13 protein-coding genes are annotated in these 18,159 nt (G+C 72.8%); 9 read left to right on the top strand and 4 right to left on the bottom strand.

The annotated features are described in order from the left end of the window. The first annotated feature begins 18 nt into the window (after nucleotides 1–18). From ACWD1U_RS21515 to sucD, 3 genes are all read left to right on the top strand, one after another. Nucleotides 19–1,185: a VWA domain-containing protein gene (locus ACWD1U_RS21515; protein ID WP_451109623.1), complete on the top strand. Its 1,167-nt coding sequence runs from the start codon at nucleotides 19–21 to the stop codon at nucleotides 1,183–1,185. Between the two features lie 1,319 nt (nucleotides 1,186–2,504). After that, nucleotides 2,505–3,683: an ADP-forming succinate--CoA ligase subunit beta gene (gene sucC / locus ACWD1U_RS21510; protein ID WP_451109622.1), complete on the top strand. Its 1,179-nt coding sequence runs from the start codon at nucleotides 2,505–2,507 to the stop codon at nucleotides 3,681–3,683. A 21-nt stretch (nucleotides 3,684–3,704) separates the two neighbouring features. Continuing rightward, nucleotides 3,705–4,589: a succinate--CoA ligase subunit alpha gene (gene sucD / locus ACWD1U_RS21505; RefSeq protein ID WP_451109620.1), complete on the top strand. Its 885-nt coding sequence runs from the start codon at nucleotides 3,705–3,707 to the stop codon at nucleotides 4,587–4,589. A gap of 169 nt (nucleotides 4,590–4,758) precedes the next feature. Here the strand turns inward: sucD and ACWD1U_RS21500 are convergent, their stop codons facing one another. Further along, nucleotides 4,759–6,222 carry a helix-turn-helix domain-containing protein gene (locus tag ACWD1U_RS21500; RefSeq protein WP_451109618.1) on the bottom strand — a complete coding sequence of 488 codons (1,464 nt, stop codon included), beginning with the start codon at nucleotides 6,220–6,222 and terminating at the stop codon, nucleotides 4,759–4,761. A gap of 95 nt (nucleotides 6,223–6,317) precedes the next feature. Here ACWD1U_RS21500 and ACWD1U_RS21495 point away from each other — a divergent pair, with 95 nt between their 5' ends. After that, entirely contained in the window at nucleotides 6,318–7,964 is a 1,647-nt protein-coding gene (locus ACWD1U_RS21495) for a cell division protein PerM (protein ID WP_451109617.1), read from the top strand. A gap of 84 nt (nucleotides 7,965–8,048) precedes the next feature. Here the strand turns inward: ACWD1U_RS21495 and ACWD1U_RS21490 are convergent, their stop codons facing one another. After that, nucleotides 8,049–8,825 (bottom strand): hypothetical protein, encoded by a 777-nt coding sequence (locus ACWD1U_RS21490; RefSeq protein ID WP_451109615.1) that lies wholly within the window; start codon nucleotides 8,823–8,825, stop codon nucleotides 8,049–8,051. Nucleotides 8,826–9,127: 302 nt separating this feature from the next. Between ACWD1U_RS21490 and purN the strand changes: the two genes are divergently transcribed. Continuing rightward, complete coding sequence (gene purN, locus ACWD1U_RS21485) at nucleotides 9,128–9,766, top strand: phosphoribosylglycinamide formyltransferase (RefSeq protein WP_451109614.1); 639 nt, start codon at nucleotides 9,128–9,130, stop codon at nucleotides 9,764–9,766. Then, nucleotides 9,763–11,325: a bifunctional phosphoribosylaminoimidazolecarboxamide formyltransferase/IMP cyclohydrolase gene (gene purH / locus ACWD1U_RS21480; protein WP_451109613.1), complete on the top strand. Its 1,563-nt coding sequence runs from the start codon at nucleotides 9,763–9,765 to the stop codon at nucleotides 11,323–11,325. The genes purN and purH overlap by 4 nt, the downstream gene beginning before the upstream one ends. An 81-nt stretch (nucleotides 11,326–11,406) precedes the next feature. Here purH and ACWD1U_RS21475 read toward each other — a convergent pair whose 3' ends face one another. Together ACWD1U_RS21475 and ACWD1U_RS21470 are read right to left on the bottom strand one after the other, a co-directional pair. Further along, the gene (locus ACWD1U_RS21475; protein WP_451109612.1) at nucleotides 11,407–13,284 is read right to left on the bottom strand and encodes a protein kinase domain-containing protein; all 1,878 of its coding nucleotides are present in this window, start codon (nucleotides 13,282–13,284) and stop codon (nucleotides 11,407–11,409) included. A 450-nt stretch (nucleotides 13,285–13,734) separates the two neighbouring features. After that, the gene (locus tag ACWD1U_RS21470; RefSeq protein WP_451109610.1) at nucleotides 13,735–14,451 is read right to left on the bottom strand and encodes an RDD family protein; all 717 of its coding nucleotides are present in this window, start codon (nucleotides 14,449–14,451) and stop codon (nucleotides 13,735–13,737) included. 265 nt (nucleotides 14,452–14,716) lie between these two features. On the opposite strand from ACWD1U_RS21470, the gene ACWD1U_RS21465 reads away from it, so the two are divergent. The 3 genes from ACWD1U_RS21465 to ACWD1U_RS21455 all read left to right on the top strand — a co-directional run bounded on the left by ACWD1U_RS21465 (nucleotide 14,717) and on the right by ACWD1U_RS21455 (nucleotide 17,699). Then, nucleotides 14,717–15,571 (top strand): bifunctional methylenetetrahydrofolate dehydrogenase/methenyltetrahydrofolate cyclohydrolase, encoded by an 855-nt coding sequence (locus tag ACWD1U_RS21465; RefSeq protein ID WP_451109608.1) that lies wholly within the window; start codon nucleotides 14,717–14,719, stop codon nucleotides 15,569–15,571. Further along, entirely contained in the window at nucleotides 15,561–16,052 is a 492-nt protein-coding gene (locus ACWD1U_RS21460) for a DUF3017 domain-containing protein (protein ID WP_451109607.1), read from the top strand. The genes ACWD1U_RS21465 and ACWD1U_RS21460 overlap by 11 nt, the downstream gene beginning before the upstream one ends. 369 nt (nucleotides 16,053–16,421) lie before the next feature. Continuing rightward, on the top strand, nucleotides 16,422–17,699 hold the full coding sequence (locus ACWD1U_RS21455) for a DUF2690 domain-containing protein (RefSeq protein WP_451109605.1): 1,278 nt from the start codon (nucleotides 16,422–16,424) through the stop codon (nucleotides 17,697–17,699). The last annotated feature ends 460 nt before the right edge of the window (nucleotides 17,700–18,159 follow it).

Below are 18,159 nucleotides of genomic sequence, written 5' to 3'. Positions count from 1 at the left end.
GCGCACAGGAGGACGCGGATGACGGCCGAGGTGACGGGCCCGGCGCAGGAGCGGCTGCGGCGGTGGCGGCTGGTGCTCGGGGGCGACGCGGCGGACGGCACCGGGCATGCGCTGTCCGGGCAGGACGCGGCGATGGACGGGGCGCTCACCGCGCTCTACGGCAAGAAGGACGGCGCGTCGCGCAGCGGCCGGGACCGTTCGGCGGGGCTCGGGGCGTCGGCGCCGTCCGTGGCCCGCTGGCTCGGGGACATCCGGACGTACTTCCCGTCCTCCGTCGTGCAGGTCATGCAGCGCGACGCCATCGACCGGCTCGGTCTCGCCACGCTGCTGCTGGAGCCGGAGATGCTGGAAGCGGTGGAGGCCGACGTGCATCTCGTCGGCACCCTGCTGTCGCTCAACAAGGCGATGCCCGAGACGACGAAGGAGACGGCACGGGCCGTCGTGCGCAAGGTCGTCGAGGACCTGGAGAAGCGGCTCGCCACCCGCACCCGGGCCACCCTCACCGGCGCACTCGACCGCAGCGCCCGCATCAACCGGCCCCGCCACCACGACATCGACTGGAACCGCACGATCGCGGCCAACCTCAAGCACTACCTGCCCCAGCACCGGACGATCGTGCCGGAGCGGCTCATCGGGTACGGGCGGGCGTCCCGGACCACGAAGAAGGAGGTCATCCTCTGTATCGACCAGTCGGGATCCATGGCGGCATCGGTCGTGTACGCATCGGTGTTCGGGGCGGTGCTCGCCTCGATGCGGACGATCTCCACGCGACTCGTCGTCTTCGACACGGCGGTCGTCGACCTCACGGACCAGCTCGACGACCCGGTCGACGTCCTGTTCGGCACGCAACTGGGCGGCGGTACGGACATCAACCGGGCGCTCGCCTACTGCCAGTCGCAGATCACCCGGCCCGCGGAGACGGTGGTCGTGCTGATCAGTGACCTCTACGAAGGCGGCATACGGAACGAGATGCTCAAGCGGGTCTCGGCGATGAAGGCGTCGGGAGTGCAGTTCGTGACGCTGCTGGCGCTCTCGGACGAGGGGGCACCGGCGTACGACCGGGAGCACGCGGCCGCACTCGCCGCGCTGGGGGCACCGGCGTTCGCGTGCACGCCCGATCTGTTCCCGGAGGTGATGGCGGCGGCGATCGAGAAGCGGCCGCTGCCGATACCGGACGCCGTGTGACCTGCCGAGGGCCGCGGTGGTGAAGGACGGTCGGACGGCTACCGAGGCTTCGACCTCGGATCGATGCATCGCCGCCGGACCGCGGTCGGCACAACGGACATGACTGACCATCAGCGGGGCAGGGCTTGCACAACCTCCGCACTCCCGTGCGAGGATCGGCGCCTGCTCGGCGGTGTGCCGCGCCGCGCCGGGCAGTACCGCGTTGTGCCGACTCGATGCTCGTCACGCGTGATGCGTTCCGCACTTGTTCCGTAGCACGGGAGGAAGCTCCCCCTCTTGTCCTGGTCAGCAGCCCTGCCCGGTGCCGCTGTGCGCGTGCCGCGTACGGCGGCAGGGTGGCGTGCGCTCCAAGTGGCGCTGCTGGTGGGCGGGGGGCTCGTCATCGGGCTCAAAGGCGGACACCGTCGTGCGCGGCGCCCAGCACCGCGCCGTCAGCAGCGCAGAGGCCGTGAGCCGCACCGGCAGCGCAAAGCCCGTGAGCCACACCAGCAGCGCAGAGCACCTGAGCCACATCAGAGGTGGGAGACCACGTAACCCACACCAGACGCGCAGACCGCGTCGGTCCGTCGTCCGCCCACCTCGGACACGGCCCGGGCGGGCAGGGGGCCGCAGGCCGGCCCGACGGCACGCTCGGCGACCGGTCCACGTCCGACAACAGCAGCCCGCGACATGGCGACCCGCACGCCGTCACCCTGAGTCATCGGGCCCGGCTGAGACTCCTGCCCGGTGTCGCGGCCCGCTTCTGCGCGGCCGGTACCCGGGACAGCAGCCACCAGGACTTTCCGTCTTCCCCGGTTGGCACGGGGGGCCGTCGCTCTCCGGAGGCAGCTCCACCGGCACGGCGGCCCTCGGTCTCTCACCATCTCCCGCACCCCACCGACTCCACGAGGCCTTGGTCTCCGGACGGTCGAAAACCGTCGGTCGCCGGAGGCCGACATCTCGTGGATGGGGCGGGTGGTCCCCATCGGGGTGGGGACCACTACCCCGCGCCCCGGAAGTGAGAGGAGGCTCCTGAACAGGGCCTCGTCATCCTTCGGGGGTGTTCGGCGGGCCTCACCGGGTCAACCCCAGCCCGGTGAGGCCCCTCACCTCAGGCACGCCGTGCCGGAGAGCGCGGCATCATGTGACAGGTATCACCGCTCAGGTGTGACCCTCGATTTAGAGGCCCCCCGCAAGCAGCGATAACCTGCGAGACGGACATGCCGCGCGCTCGGACACCGTGTGCGCCTCCCTTGTGACTGACAGCGGACGTCACGTTGCCCTCGCGGCACGCCCACGCAGACAACGAACCGCGAGATCACTGATAGGGACGGAAGCGCGTGGACCTGTTCGAGTACCAGGCGAGGGACCTCTTCGCCAAGCACGATGTACCGGTGCTGGCCGGTGAAGTCATCGACACGCCTGAGGCGGCCCGCGCAGCCACCGAGCGCCTCGGTGGCAAGTCCGTCGTCAAGGCCCAGGTGAAGGTCGGCGGCCGTGGCAAGGCCGGCGGCGTGAAGCTCGCCGCCACCCCCGACGAGGCGGTCGAGCACGCGACCAACATCCTCGGCATGGACATCAAGGGCCACACGGTCCACAAGGTGATGATCGCCGAGACGGCCCCGGAGATCGTCGAGGAGTACTACGTCTCCTTCCTCCTGGACCGTGCCAACCGCACCTTCCTCTCCATCGCGTCCGTCGAGGGCGGCGTGGAGATCGAGGAGGTGGCGGCCACCCGCCCCGAGGCCGTCGCCAAGACGCCGATCGACGCCAACGAGGGCGTGACCGAGGAGAAGGCCCGCGAGATCGTCGCGGCCGCCAAGTTCCCGGCCGAGGTCGCCGACAAGGTCGTGAACGTCCTGGTCAAGCTGTGGGACACCTTCATCAAGGAGGACGCCCTCCTGGTCGAGGTCAACCCGCTGGCCAAGGTCGCCTCCGGTGACGTCATCGCCCTGGACGGCAAGGTCTCCCTGGACGAGAACGCCGAGTTCCGTCAGCCGGAGCACGAGGCCCTCCAGGACAAGGACGCGGCAAACCCGCTCGAGGCCGCCGCCAAGGCGAAGAACCTCAACTACGTCAAGCTCGACGGCGAGGTCGGCATCATCGGCAACGGCGCGGGTCTCGTCATGAGCACCCTGGACGTCGTCGCGTACGCCGGTGAGGCGCACGGTGGCGTCAAGCCGGCCAACTTCCTCGACATCGGCGGTGGCGCCTCCGCCGCCGTCATGGCGAACGGCCTGGAGATCATCCTCGGCGACCCGGACGTCAAGTCCGTCTTCGTCAACGTCTTCGGTGGCATCACCGCCTGTGACGAGGTCGCCAACGGCATCGTCCAGGCGCTGCAGCTGCTCGCGGACAAGGGCGAGGAAGTCACCAAGCCCCTCGTCGTCCGTCTGGACGGCAACAACGCCGAGCTGGGTCGCAAGATCCTCTCCGACGCCAACCACCCGCTGGTCCAGCGCGTGGACACCATGGACGGCGCGGCCGACAAGGCCGCCGAGCTCGCGGCTGCGAAGTAAGGGACGAGGGACAGAACAGCCATGGCTATCTTCCTCAACAAGGACTCCAAGGTCATCGTCCAGGGCATGACCGGTGCCACGGGCATGAAGCACACCAAGCTCATGCTGGCCGACGGCACGAACATCGTCGGTGGCGTGAACCCGCGCAAGGCGGGCACGACCGTCGACGTCGACGGCACCGAGATCCCGGTCTTCGGCACGGTCGCCGAGGCGATCGAGAAGACGGGCGCGAACGTATCCGTCCTCTTCGTCCCGCCCGCCTTCGCCAAGGCCGCCGTCGTCGAGGCCATCGACGCCGAGATCCCGCTCGCGGTCGTCATCACCGAGGGCATCGCGGTCCACGACTCGGCCGCGTTCTACGCGTACGCCGTGACCAAGGGCAACAAGACCCGGATCATCGGCCCGAACTGCCCCGGTCTCATCACCCCGGGCCAGTCGAACGCCGGCATCATCCCGGGCGACATCACCAAGCCGGGCCGCATCGGCCTGGTCTCGAAGTCCGGCACGCTGACGTACCAGATGATGTACGAGCTGCGGGACATCGGCTTCTCCTCCGCCGTCGGCATCGGTGGCGACCCGGTCATCGGGACGACCCACATCGACGCCCTCGCCGCGTTCGAGGCCGACCCCGACACCGACCTGATCGTGATGATCGGTGAGATCGGCGGCGACGCCGAGGAGCGGGCCGCGGCCTTCATCAAGGAGAACGTGAAGAAGCCGGTCGTCGGCTACGTGGCGGGCTTCACCGCGCCCGAGGGCAAGACCATGGGCCACGCCGGCGCCATCGTCTCCGGCTCCTCCGGCACGGCCGCCGCGAAGAAGGAGGCCCTCGAGGCCGCCGGCGTCAAGGTCGGCAAGACGCCGACCGAGACGGCCAAGCTGGCGCGCGAGATCCTCGCCGGCTGAACAACGCCCTAGCGCGCACTGGTGGGCCCGCTCCCCGCACGGGGGCCGGGCCCACTCTTGTTCTACCGGTCCTACCGCGGCCCTACCGGTCCTACCGGTCCTACCGCGGCCCTACCGGTCCTACCGCGGCCCTACCGGTCCTACCGCGGCCCCACCGGCCCCACCGGTGCTATCGGGGCTGCGGCATCAACCGCTCCGGCCCCTTCTGCGCCTCCTTGCGCAGCTTCGCCCGCAGCTCCCGCTCCGACTCCGACAGCGGCCCGGGCGCGACCGGGGGCGGAACCCCCTGGACCGTCTCCCCGGGCGGTACGGGCGGCTCGTAGCGCGTGGGGGCGGTTCGGAGGGTGAGGGCGGTGGTGCCGATCAGGGCGACCGTGAAGGCGATGGCGGCCCGGGTCCAGAAGCGGGCCCGACGTTCCCCGCCCTGTCGCACGACCAGCGGTTTGGCGGCCCGCAGTCGCTCTGTGGAGGCCAGTTCGACCAGCCGCCAGTGCAGCACCTCCGGGTCCGCCAGTTCCGGCAGCCGCTCGGCCACCGCCTCGCGCGCGTGTGTCAGCCGGTTCACCGTCGCCCGAGTGCTCGCCTCCGTCTCCGCCGCCGTCTCCGGCAGACCGAGGCCGACCCCGTCGTACAGCACCAGCGTGCGGCGGTACGGCGGAGGCAGCTTCAGCAGGGTGTCCATCAGCGCCCGGTCGAGCGCGGCGGGGGGAGGCGGCTCGGGGTGCCGGTAGCGTGGCCGGAACCGGTGCCACGGGGAGAGCGCGCACTCGTACGCCGCCGCGCGCACCCAGCCCGCCGGGTCGCGGTCCCGGGCCACCTCGGGCCAGCGCTGCCAGGCGATCTGGAACGCCCGCTCGACCGACTCCCGGGCCAGCTCACGGCGGCCGGTCAGCAGATAGGTCTGCCGGACGAGCGCGGGTGCGCAGAAGGCGTACAGCGCGTCGAAGGCCTGGTCGGGGGTGAGGGCGTCGGTCGCGCCGTCCGGCCGGCGCTGTCCCGAGGCGCGGCCGTGAGCGGGGCTCCGGTCGAGAACCGGTGGGCGGCCCCGGTCCAGAACCGTGGGGTGGCCTCGGCCTGGGACGGGAGGGTGGCCTCGGTCGGCAGCGGAAGACGGAGAGGGGCCCCGGTCGTGGGCCGGGGTGTGAGGGTGGTCCGGGACGGGCCCGCGGGACCGGTCGGCGGCCGAGGCGCGGCGGCGGCCCCTGAGGGAGGGCCGGCCCCGGTCGGTCGCGGACGCACGATTCCGCTCCGCGGTGGACGTGCGTGTGGCGTCCCCGGTGGACGTGCGTGTGGCGTCCGTGGTGGAGGCCCGGCTGCGATCGTCGGTCGCGGCGGCCTCGCGCCCCGTGCGCCGGGAGGGGGACGTCACCCCACCGGCCGCCGCCCGGTCAAAGGCACCGGCGCCCTCCTGAGGAGGTGTCACTTCCGCTTCCGCTCCCAATGAGTTCAGCAGCTTCGCGTACTTCTCCCCTTTCCGTCCGCGCGGCGTGGAGCGGCCGGTCTCCCACGCGCGCACCGTCTCGCTGGTGACGCCCACCCGGGCGGCCAGCTGAGCCCGCGTCAGCGAAGCGGCCTCGCGCAGGCGTCGGCGTTCCTTGGGCGGCGGCAGCGGGATGGCAGGCCTCTGCGTCACAGGACGCCCTCCGTCCAGAAAAGAACATAAACGTATTTTGAGCGACACGGCGGTGGTTCGCCTGTTACGACGGGAAAGCGCGTGTCGTTGGGAGCATGGCCGGCGTGATCGAGATGACCGCCCGCCGACGTCCGTCGTCGCCTCTGCTCCTCCGGATGCGCGACCGCTCCCCGGGACTGGGCGGCGGCCTCTTGGGCGGCGCGGTCGCGGCGGGCCTGGGGCTCGCTTCGTTCGCCGCGCTCGTGATGCTGCTGTGGATCAGCTCGCCGTACCCCGACAGCGGGCCCCGCGGGGCGCTGCACGTGGCGGCGGCGCTGTGGCTGCTGGCGCACGGCGCCGAGCTGGTCCGCACCGACACGCTCTCCGGCGTCCCCGCGCCCGTGGGCATCGCGCCGCTGCTGCTGCTCGCGCTGCCGGCGTGGCTGCTGCACCGGGCCGGGCGGGACGCCGCGTACGGCGGAGCGCGGGACGGGGGCGACGGCTTCGGCGCGGACGCCCGGGCGGACGCGCCGCCGCCGCTGGTCTCCGCCCGTACGGCATGGACGGGAGTCGTCCTCGGCTACCTCGCTGTCGCCGCACCCGCCGCCCTGTACGCCGCCGGGGGTGCGCTGCGGCCGTCGTGGGTGTGGGCGGGTGTGTGCGTGCCGGTCGTCGCCGTCATGGCGGCCGGGGTGGGCGTGTGGTCGGCGTACGGCCGTCCGGCCGGGCCGCTGCGGCGGCTGCTGGATGTGCTGCCCAGGAGAGTACGGCCGCTGCTGCTCGACCCGGACGGGCGTCCGGGGGGCGCTGCCCTGGCCGCGGCGGCCGGGCTGGCGGTGCTGCTCGGGGGCGGTGCGCTGCTGGTGGCGGTGTCGCTGGCGGGCCACGGCGCGGCGGCCCAGGCGTCGCTGCTCCGGCTGACCGAGGGGTGGTCGGGGCGGTTCGCGGTACTGCTGCTGTGCGCGGCCCTGGTGCCGAACGCGGCAGTGTGGGGCGCCGCCTACGCCCTCGGTCCCGGCTTCGCCCTCGGCACGGGCCACGTCGTCAGCCCGCTGGCCTCCGCTCCGGCTCCCGCCCTGCCCCCGTTCCCGCTGCTGGCGGCGGTGCCGGAGGCGGGGGAGGGGGCGCCGGTGCACTGGGCGGCCGGGGCGGTGCCGGCGGTCGCCGGGGTGGTCGTGGGATGGCTGGTGGCGAAGGCGGCGACCACCGGGGAACGCGGCGGGACGAGGCCGGGCGGCGGGCAGGCCGTGGTCTGGCCGGCCGGGCGCACGGCCGGTGCCGCGGCCTTGGCCGCGGTGCTGTGCGCGACCGCGCTGGCGGGGCTCGCCGCGCTGGCGGGCGGCCCGCTCGGGGCTGCCGTACTGACCCGCTTCGGACCGGTGTGGTGGCAGGTGGCCGCCGCGGCCCTGGTGTGGCTGGGGCTGCTGGCCGTCCCGACGGCGGTGGGGGTACGGGCCTGGCGGTGCCGGACGCCACGCACCGAGGAACCGAGGATCGGCAGGCAGCGGGAGGAGACGGCCGAGAGCGCCGGCGGAACCGGTCCGAAGACGCCGCTCCCCGACCCCTTCGACCACGACGCCCTGTACGGCCTCCGGGACCGGAACGCCGGGGATTTCGGGCCCTACGACTTCCTGTCGCCCGACCGGAACCCCGGGCCGTACTACGACCCGCCGAGGAACCCTGTCTCCCGGCCGGACGACGGGCCGCAGCCCCACGACAGCACGCCACCGTCCGACCCGCCCCACGAGCCGGACACCCGCTGACGCGGTGCGCGACGGCCGTCAGCCGAAACGGCGGCGAAATCCGGAAGGCGATCCGCCCGCCGAGGTGCCGTTGCCGGACGGCCGTCAGCCGTTGGTCCCCAGCAGTCCCCGCAGCTCCTCCGGCAGCAGCTTCGTGCACGACTGCTTCGCGTCGTTCGTCAGGGCGTCGGTGGTGCACGTGTAGTAGTCCCGGTAGACCAGCTGAGCCGTGAAGGACGCGGCGACCAGGGCGATCGCGAGGGACGCCGTGACCAGGCCGCTCACCGCCGCCGTGGTCTGGGGACGGCCGTGCTGCTCGGGGGCCGGGGCGTCCGGGTCGGCCCTGCGGGGCTTGGCGCGCAGGGAGCTGATGGCCCAGTAGAGGGCGAGCGCGCCGAGCAGCAGCGCCACGTACGGCCAGCTGAAGAGGGCGAAGAAGAAGGCCCACATGCCCGACAGCAGGGCGTAGCGCGCACGGCGCTGGGCCGGGTCCGTCGGGTCCCAGCGCATGTTCGGGTCGCCCTTGGGGCCGCCCTGGCCGTCGGGGCCGCCGCGCGGGCGCTCGCCGAAGCCGCCGGGGGAGCGGCCGGGCTGCTGGTCGCTCCACTGGCTGCCCCACGGTGAGCGGTCACGCTCCCCGCCGTCCTGCGAGCCGTCGCCCGACGGGCGCCGCGGCTGCCAGGGCCGGTCCGGTGCGCCCTCGGGCGGCGGGGCGAAGGGGTTGTCCTCCTGAGAGCCGCGCCCCCGCCCGTCCCCGCCGTCGCCGCCCGAGGGTGCGTCGGGCGGTGAGCTGGGGCGCTCCCGCAGCAGCACGGCGCCGCGCTCCCCTCCCTGCGGCGACAGCTGGGGGAACGTGTGGAGTCGCAGGCTGCGGTCCGGCATCAAGTGAGCGTCTTCCCGTTGGTGAGGAGGAATGGGTGGACAAACCGAGCGGTGACGGAACCGGGTCCGTCACCTCGTGAACGCGTCACATCCGGACGGCGTTCCCGAACCGGCTTCCGCCCAGACGCTACCTCCCGGCCCGGCCCCCGTCCCGTGGGGGCCGTCGGGTGTGCCGGTATCGTTGCTGACGGTCGGCCGGTTCGTAGGCTTCCCCGTATCAGGGGGCGCGAAGCATTCGTATGAATGCACAAACGCCAGGCCGGCCGCCTGGACAGACGCTTCCCCGAGAAAGGCCCACCACCGTGGCCGCCAAGCCCGTGGCCCCGCGCGCCAAGCGCCTCGTCGTGCTGGTCTCCGGATCCGGCACCAACCTGCAGGCGCTGCTCGACGAGATCGCGGCCACCGGGGCGCAGGCGTACGGGGCCGAAGTCGTGGCCGTCGGCGCCGACCGCGAGGGGATCGAGGGGCTGGCCCGGGCCGAGCGTGCCGGGCTGCCGACCTTCGTCCGCAAGGTCAAGGATCACGGGACCCGCGAGGAGTGGGACGCCGCCCTCGCCGAGGCCGTCGCCGCCTTCGAGCCCGACCTCGTCGTCTCCGCCGGATTCATGAAGATCGTCGGCAAGGAGTTCCTGGCACGGTTCGGCGGGCGGTTCGTCAACACCCACCCCGCCCTGCTGCCCAGTTTCCCGGGAGCCCACGGCGTACGGGACGCGCTCGCGTACGGCGCCAAGGTCACCGGCTGCACCGTCCACTTCGTCGACGACGGCGTCGACACCGGGCCGATCATCGCGCAGGGCGTGGTGGAGATCCGGGACGAGGACGACGAGAGCGCTCTGCACGAGCGCATCAAGGAAGTCGAGCGAAGGCTGCTCGTCGAGGTCGTGGGGCGCCTCGCCCGCAACGGCTATCGCATCGAGGGACGAAAGGTAGTTATCCAGTGACCGCCGAGAGCAACAAGCGGCCCCTTCGCCGGGCGCTCGTCAGCGTCTACGACAAGACCGGGCTCGAGGACCTCGCGCGCGGGCTCCACGAGGCCGGGGTCGAGCTCGTCTCCACCGGCTCCACCGCCGCGAAGATCGCCGCTGCCGGCGTCCCCGTCACCAAGGTCGAGGAGCTCACCGGCTTCCCCGAGTGCCTGGACGGCCGCGTCAAGACCCTGCACCCGCGCGTGCACGCGGGCATCCTCGCCGACCTGCGCCTGGAGGACCACCAGCGGCAGCTCGCCGAGCTGGGTGTCGAGCCGTTCGACCTCGTCGTCGTCAACCTCTACCCGTTCCGCGAGACCGTCGCCTCGGGCGCCTCCCCGGACGAGTGCGTGGAGCAGATCGACATCGGCGGTCCCTCGATGGTCCGCGCCGCCGCCAAGAACCACCCGTCGGTCGCGGTCGTCACCAGCCCCGCGCGCTACGCCGACGTGCTGAAGGCCGTGCAGAACGGCGGCTTCGACCTCGCCACCCGCAAGCGCCTCGCCGCCGAGGCCTTCCAGCACACGGCCGCGTACGACGTCGCCGTGGCCTCCTGGTTCGCCTCCTCCTACGCGCCCGTCGACGAGTCGCAGTTCCCCGACTTCCTCGGCGCCACCTGGGAGCGCGAGCACACCCTGCGCTACGGCGAGAACCCGCACCAGCCCGCCGCCCTGTACGTCTCGGGCAGCGGCGGCCTCGCCGAGGCCGAGCAGCTGCACGGCAAGGAGATGTCGTACAACAACTACACGGACACGGACGCCGCCCGCCGTGCCGCGTACGACCACGCCGAGCCGTGCGTCGCGATCATCAAGCACGCCAACCCCTGCGGCATCGCGATCGGCGCGGACGTCGCCGAGGCGCACCGCAAGGCGCACGCCTGTGACCCGCTGTCGGCGTTCGGCGGCGTGATCGCGGTCAACCGCCCGGTCAGCAAGGAGATGGCCGAGCAGGTCGCGGAGATCTTCACCGAGGTCATCGTGGCGCCGGACTACGAGGACGGCGCCCTGGAGGCCCTCACCAAGAAGAAGAACATCCGCGTGCTGCGCTGCCCCGACGGTCCCTCCGCGCCCGTCGAGGTCAAGCCGATCGACGGCGGCGCGCTGCTCCAGGTCACGGACCGCCTCCAGGCCGACGGCGACGACCCGGCCCACTGGACCCTGGCGACCGGCGACGCCCTGAGCGCCGAGGAGCTGGCCGAGCTGGCGTTCGCCTGGAAGGCCTGCCGCGCGGTGAAGTCCAACGCGATCCTGCTCTCGAAGGACGGCGCCTCGGTGGGCGTCGGCATGGGGCAGGTCAACCGCGTCGACTCCTGCAAGCTGGCGGTGGAGCGGGCCGGGGCCGAGCGGGCCCGGGGCTCGTACGCCGCCTCGGACGCGTTCTTCCCGTTCCCCGACAACATCGACGTCCTGGGCGCCGCCGGCGTCAAGGCCATCGTCCAGCCCGGCGGTTCGGTCCGTGACGAACTGGTCGTCGAGGCCGCGCAGAAGGCGGGCATCACGATGTACTTCACCGGGACGCGGCACTTCTTCCACTGACCCCCGCGCCGCAGCGGGCCGGCGGACCGCCGGCCCGCTGCGCGCGACCCGGCCTCCACCGTGGTGCCGTCGAGCGCCGCGTCAGCTCGGACCGCGCAGGGCCGCCCACGTCTCCGGCCCGACCTTGCCGTCGGCGCTCAGCCCCCTCGCGCGCTGGAACTCCCGTACCGTCGCGGCCGTGTCCTTGCCGAACTGGCCGTCCACGCCCGAGCCGCCGATGTCGTAGCCGCGCTTGGCCAGCATGCACTGCACCTGTACGACGCGCCGGCCACGGTCGCCGCGCCGGGTGAGCTCGGTGCCGGAGTAGTACGTGCAGTCGGTGAGCCACGGCGGCTGCGCTTCGGCGGGCGGGGTCTTCGAGGGGGCCGCGCCGGAGGGCCGGGGCTTCGTCGTCTCCGGCGGGGGAGCGGTGGCGGTGGTACGGGTGTCGTCCTCGGCTCCGGTGTCGGAAGGGCTGGGCGAGGTGCCCGCGTTCCCCTCGGTCTCGGGGACCTGTGGCTTCCGGGACGATGGGGAGGAACTCGGACCGTCGACGCCCGGCAGGCCCGTGTGGACGTGACGTCCGACGGAGGCACTGGGCTCGGTGGCGGTCGAGCCGGTGTCGTCGGCCGGCGACGGGCGGTTGACGAGGAAGCCGGTCACGGCCAGGCCGCACACGACGAGGAAGACGGCGAGGGCGGCGTACGGTTTCACGCGCCGCCGGGCGGGACCGGCGACCGTCGTCGCCGTCGCCGTCGCCGTCGCCGTCGCCGTCGCCGTCGCCGGCACGGAAGAGGGAGCGGCTGCGGGCGGCCCGAAGCCCGGGCCCGCCGCCGGCGCGGGGGGCGTGGGCGTGTTCCGCTGCGCCCCGAAACCCCGGTACGCGGCCGGATGCCCCTGCCCCACAGCCGGGAATCCCACCCCGGCAGCGGGAAACCCGGCCCCCGCGGCCGGACGCCCCGCCCGCCGCACGCTCCGCATCCGCTGCGGCGGTAACTTGCTGTCCCTCACCGTCTCGTACGCCCGCTGCCGGGTGAGGAGGAGGCCGGCCAGGGGCTCCTGCCACGTGGTGGCCGGGGTGTGGGCGCCGGCCGTGTCGACCAGGTCCTGAGGGCCGGGGCGCAGGGCGGGGTTCTTGGAGAGGCAGGCTGCCATGAGGGCGGCGAGGTCCGGGTCGGCCGCCTCCAGGTCGGCCATGACCTCCGCGTTGGGCTCCTCCGACGCGATGCGGTGCAGGACGTCCACACCGGTGCCGTCGCCGAAGGGGGCGTGCCCGGTGACCGCGTGGACGACCGTGCCGGCGAAGCAGAACACGTCCGAGGCCGTGTCACAGCGGCCGTCCCGGAGGTACTCGGGGGACATGAAGGCGGGCGTGCCGACGCGGTTCCCGGTCGTGGTGATCGCGCTGCCGTCGACGGCCTGCGCGATGCCGAAGTCGACGACGTGGGCGCCCTGCCGGGTCAGCAGCACGTTGGACGGCTTGAAGTCCCGGTGCACGATCCCGGTCGCGGCCAGCACACCGAGCGCCCGCCCGAGATCAACGACCAGCCGCCAGGCCCCGGCCGGGCGCAGGACGCCGCACTCACGCACCGCCTGCGCCAGGTTGAGACCGGGTAAGTACACGGTCGCCATCCACAGCAGCTCCGTGTCGGGCTCGAACCCCGTGCCCAGCAGCTCCGGCGTGTACGGCGCGCCCACGCGCGCGTGCACGGTGGCCTCCCGCTCGAACCGCCGCCGGAAGTGCGTGTCCTCGGCGTACTCGGGGCGGATCACCTTCACCGCGGCGAGCCCGGGCGTCCCGTCCGCCGGGCGCGCCAGGTAGACCCGGCCCATGCCGCCGCTGCCGAGCAGCCCCAGTGGCACATACGGTCCGATACGCCCGGGGTCGGCGGGCCGCAACGGGGTCGCCCCGGCCTGCTTCAGCGCGGCGTCACCGGACGCCGGATCGTACGACGGCTCGGGATGCCGTTGGTCTGTCATGGATCCCCCGGATGCTGTACTGCCACAACCTGCGTTTGTGCCATGCCAGTTGACGGAGGCTATCGCGTCGGGACGGGGGAGACCCAGGAGGTGTCGGGTAGAGGGCCGCCGTAGGGCTGCTGGACCGTGCCCTGGGAGCCGCTCGCCGGGCGCGAGCCGCACTTGCGTGCGGTGCGGCTCGTCCTCCGGGGTAGACGGAGGTACCACGATGATGCTGTACAAGGTGCGCCCCCCGTGCCTGACGGCTACAGGGGCCGGAGTAGGGCGACGCGCCAGGGCCGTGTCCCCCTCGTACGGGTGAGACACTGCCCTGGGCGGTGAACAGCGCAGACGCTACGTCCGGCGAAGGGCCGGTGGGCACGGCCCGCGGGCGGACGGAGGTCGGCTCTTCCGAGTCGGCTCCTCCGGGTCAGCTTTTCCGGATCGTTCTTCCGGATCGGCTCGTCCGGGTCAGTTCTTCTGGACGACCATCGTGCTGGCGGCCTTGTCGTGCCAGCCCTGCTGACGGCCCGACTTGTCCCAGAACGGGGACAGGTAGACGACGAGCTGGCCGATACCGCAGGCGAAGCTGCCGACGACCGGGATGATCCACCGGATGAACGCGGAGCCCAGGCCCGGCTTCTGGCCTGTGTCGGCCTTCACCACGCGGATGCCGACGGCCATCTTGCCCAGGGTCGCGCCCACCAGGCCGGTCATCAGCCACTCGTAGAGCAGACCGGCGATCGCCAGGACGCCGAACATCGCGCCCATCGAGGCCACCATGCTGCCGCTGGCGTCGTTGATGCAGGAGTTGTAGTCGGCGGCGTTCGGGTCGCAGTCCTGGGCCGCACCGACGGAACCGGCGACGCCGGCGAAGGCGAAGACCATGTAGATGACGGAGAGGATCACCGTGTCGATCAGGCGGGCGCCGAGGCGGCGGCCCATCGAGGAGACGCGGGGTCCGGCGCCGCCCGGATAGTCCGCCCCGCCCGGGTAACCCGGGTACTGGGGCGCCTGCGGGTAACCGTAGCCCTGCTGCGGCGGGATGCCCTGCGGGGCCTGGGCCCCCTGCGGGTAGCCGTAGCCGGGCGGCTGCTGGCCCTGCTGGGGGTAGCCGTAACCGGGCTGGCCCGGCTGCTGGGGCTGCTGCGGCTGCTCGTAGGGGTTGTTGGGTGAGCCGAAACTCATGGCGGGATTCCTCCGTTGCACAATGGGGACGATGCGGATCGTGCGGAGGAACGTCACTGTCTGAGCGGTATGCCCCCCGAACATCAACCGCGATACTGCGCCATACATCGTTCTCCGAGGGGCGAGTTGTTGTCCAGCCGCAATCCGTATGTGTTGTGCAAGTGCAACATCACTGATCATGGGCGGATACGGGAGGACGGGCCCTCCGGTGCCCGTATTGCGGCCGGATTGGAACCGTGGCGGGGTCATCCGCGAGGATGGGGCCATGACCGCCCAGATTCTCGATGGCAAGGCCACCGCAGCCGCGATCAAGTCCGATCTGACCGCCCGCGTGGCGGCGCTGAAGGAGAAGGGCGTCACGCCCGGCCTCGGCACGATCCTGGTCGGGGACGACCCCGGCAGTCAGAAGTACGTCGCCGGCAAGCACCGCGACTGCGCGCAGGTCGGCATCGCCTCCATCCAGCGTCATCTGCCCGCCACCGCCACGCAGGGGGAGATCGAGGCGGTCGTGCGCGAGCTGAACGAGGACCCGGCCTGCACCGGGTACATCGTGCAACTGCCGCTGCCCAAGGGCATCGACGAGAACCGCATCCTCGAACTGATGGACCCGGACAAGGACGCGGACGGGCTGCACCCGATGAACCTCGGGCGCCTCGTTCTCAACGAGCCGGCCCCGCTGCCCTGCACGCCGAACGGTGTGCTCACCCTGCTGCGCCGGTACGGCGTGGAGATCAAGGGCGCCGAGGTCGTGGTCGTGGGGCGCGGCGTCACCATCGGCCGGCCGATGCCGCTGCTGCTCACCCGCCGCAGCGAGAACGCCACCGTGACCCAGTGCCACACCGGCACGCGCGACCTGTCGGCGCACCTGAAGCGCGCGGACGTCATCGTCGCCGCGGCCGGTTCCGCCCATCTGATCCGCGCCGAGGACGTCAAGCCGGGCGCGGCCGTCCTCGACGTCGGCGTCTCCCGCAGTGCCGAGGGCAAGATCGTCGGCGACGTCCACCCGGACGTGGCCGAGGTCGCGGGCTGGATCTCCCCGAACCCGGGCGGAGTCGGCCCGATGACCCGCGCCCAGCTGCTCGTCAACGTGGTCGAGGCGGCGGAGCGCAGTGTCGGCTGAGCACCGGACTCCGAGCGAGCAGGACCCGTCCGAGGAAATCACCGTCCGGGACCCCGTCAGCGCGCCCGACGCCGAGGGGCGGCCGCGGCGGGTCACCAGGCGGTTCCCCTTGTTCACCAAGGACACCGCGCGGCCCGAGGGCGGTGGCCGGGCGGCGTCCGGGGGCGCCCCCGCGCCGGCCCGGCAGTGGCCCGTCCTCGCCGTGCTCGGTCTGGTCGGCGTGGGTCTGCTGGTGACGGCGTTCGACCAGTTCCGGCTCGGGACACTGATGGTCGGCGTCGCCCTGCTGGGCGGGGGCGTGCTGCGCTGGCTGCTGCCTGACGTCGGCATGCTCGCGGTCCGCTCCCGCTTCACCGACATCGTCACGTACGCCGTGCTGGGCTCGGTGATCGTGCTGCTGGCGCTGATGGCCCAGCCGAAACCGTGGCTGCAGATCCCGTTCCTGAAGGACACCCTGCACTTCACGGTCACCAGCGAGTGACGAGGACGGCGGTCCGTCCTCTCCCCCGAGGAAGGACGGGCCGCCGTCCGCGACCCACCCTCCTGCACGGCGAACGGCCTGTTCAACGCCTGTCAGCGCGCTGTGGCACGGAAGTGACGGTTCCGCTACGTCCGGCCTCCGATACTGCACGAAGTGGTGCGACACCGGGGTCGGCGTGGACAATCGGGACGGTCCAGGGTGTATCGCGCGCGGTCTCCACGCTCCTGTGCGCCCCCTGTCAGGGAACTGAGATCCTGAGTGGGCGCATCCCTGTGGGTAAGCCACATCGGGGACTCGGTCAAGGCCGCCGCGCGCGGGGCGTACAGCGCGAGAAATATCAGCACGAACCGGGGGGAAGAGGGGGACGCAATGCCTCGTTGGAAGGCCTTGCCGGATGAGCTCGATCCGCAGATCAGGGAGTTCACCAGCCAGCTGCGCAGGCTCGTGGACCGCAGCGGTCTGAGCCTCGCGTCGGTGGCGGACCGCACGGGCTACAGCAAGACGTCGTGGGAGCGTTATCTGAACGGCAGACTGCTCGCGCCGAAGGGCGCGATCGTGGCTCTGGCGGAGGTCACCGGCACCAATCCGGTGCACCTGACCACCATGTGGGAGCTCGCCGAGCGCGCCTGGAGCCGCTCGGAGATGCGGCACGACATGACGATGGAGGCCATCCGGATCTCCCAGGCGCGCGCCGCGCTCGGGGAGTTCGGCGGGCAGGACTTCGGCGACCCCTCGCGCGGTTCCGCCGACAGCGGCAGGGCGGCCTCCTCGGGCGGCAAGCCGGCCCGCCGGAGCGGCAGCGCGACGGTCACGCCGGGCATCGCGGGCCCCGCGGGTGTCGTCCCGACCGTGCCGGCGCAGCCCACGGCCCCCGAGGTCCAGGACTCCACCGGCGCCGGCGTGCGCGAGGACGGCGGCCGGGAAGGTACGAGTGAGGTCAACTCGTGGGGGATGGCCGGGTACAAGGGCCCGTCGCCGACGGGCGGACGCCACGCCGGCAGCGGTGCCGGCTCCCGGCCCGGCTCCGGCACGGGAAGCCCCGCCGGGGCTCCCGGCGACCGCCCGCCCGGTCCCGGCGCGTATGACCAATCCCCGCGGGACGCCGCTCCCGCCCGCTTCCCGCGGGCCGGCGGCTCCGGCCCCGGTTCCGCGGCCGGCAAGCGGCGGACCGCGACCTTCGTCGTGGGGGTCGTGGGCGTGCTCGTGGTGATCGCCGGCGCGTTCCACCTCACGGGCGGCGGTGGCGACGACGAGGCCAAGGGGGGCACCAAGTCGCCCTCGCCTACCGCCGGCACCCAAACCGAGCTGCCGCCCGGCGTGAAGTGCAGCGGCGACAGCTGTACCGGCAAGGACGCGGAGAGCATGGGATGCAGTGGTGACCTGGTGACCACGGCCCGGACCGCGACCGTCGGCACGACCGTCGTCGAGGTCCGTCACAGCGAGACCTGCCAGGCGGCCTGGGGGCGTATCACCCAGGCGGCACAGGGCGACGAGGTCCAGATCAGCGCGGGCAAGGCGAAGCAGGACGGAAGCATCACCGTCGCCGGGGACACGATCGCGTACACCCCGATGGTGGCCGTGAAGAGCGCCGCCGACGCGAAGGCCTGCGTGACGCTGGCGGCCGGGAAGCAGGGCTGCACCGAGTAGGCGGACGCGCCCGGACGGCCGGGTAGCCGGACCCGCCCCGAGTGGCCGGTCACGCCAGAGTGGCCGGTCGGCGGAGCTGCCGGTCACGTCCGAGTGGCCCGACCTGCCCGAGGAGCAGGCCATGATGCGGTGAAGTAGCCGGACCCGTCCGAGTGGCCGCTCGCGCCGGAGTTGCCGGCTACGTCCGAGTGGCCGGTCACGCCAGAGTTGCCGGCTACGTCCGTGTGGCCGGCCCCGGGGCAGCCGGCCCCCGGGGCAACCGCCCCACGGCAACCGGCCCCCCGGCAGCCGGACCCCTCGGGCAGCCGGATGCGCCCGGCCTGCTCGAACGCGGTGTGTCCGGGCCGGGTGAGGAATTTCGGCGAGGGAGGAATGCCCGCCCGATCCGGGGGCACGCGAACCGTACCCCCACGGGAATCCGGCATGGTCGGTATCCCCCTCAGGCGGCCGCCTTCGTCCC

This window comes from Streptomyces sp. NPDC002788 (genome assembly GCF_053592115.1).
Note: the sequence above shows the minus strand (reverse complement) of the source record. Positions and strands in the feature narration are given on the sequence as shown.

Coding starts and splice junctions, on each gene's coding strand:
- ACWD1U_RS21515 (WP_451109623.1), top strand. CDS start 19: ATGACGGCCGAGGTGACGGGCCCGGCGCAGGAGCGGCTGCGGCGGTGG.
- sucD (WP_451109620.1), top strand. CDS start 3,705: ATGGCTATCTTCCTCAACAAGGACTCCAAGGTCATCGTCCAGGGCATG.
- ACWD1U_RS21495 (WP_451109617.1), top strand. CDS start 6,318: ATGGCCGGCGTGATCGAGATGACCGCCCGCCGACGTCCGTCGTCGCCT.
- ACWD1U_RS21490 (WP_451109615.1), bottom strand. CDS start 8,825: ATGCCGGACCGCAGCCTGCGACTCCACACGTTCCCCCAGCTGTCGCCG.
- ACWD1U_RS21475 (WP_451109612.1), bottom strand. CDS start 13,284: ATGACAGACCAACGGCATCCCGAGCCGTCGTACGATCCGGCGTCCGGT.
- ACWD1U_RS21470 (WP_451109610.1), bottom strand. CDS start 14,451: ATGAGTTTCGGCTCACCCAACAACCCCTACGAGCAGCCGCAGCAGCCC.
- ACWD1U_RS21465 (WP_451109608.1), top strand. CDS start 14,717: ATGACCGCCCAGATTCTCGATGGCAAGGCCACCGCAGCCGCGATCAAG.
- ACWD1U_RS21455 (WP_451109605.1), top strand. CDS start 16,422: ATGCCTCGTTGGAAGGCCTTGCCGGATGAGCTCGATCCGCAGATCAGG.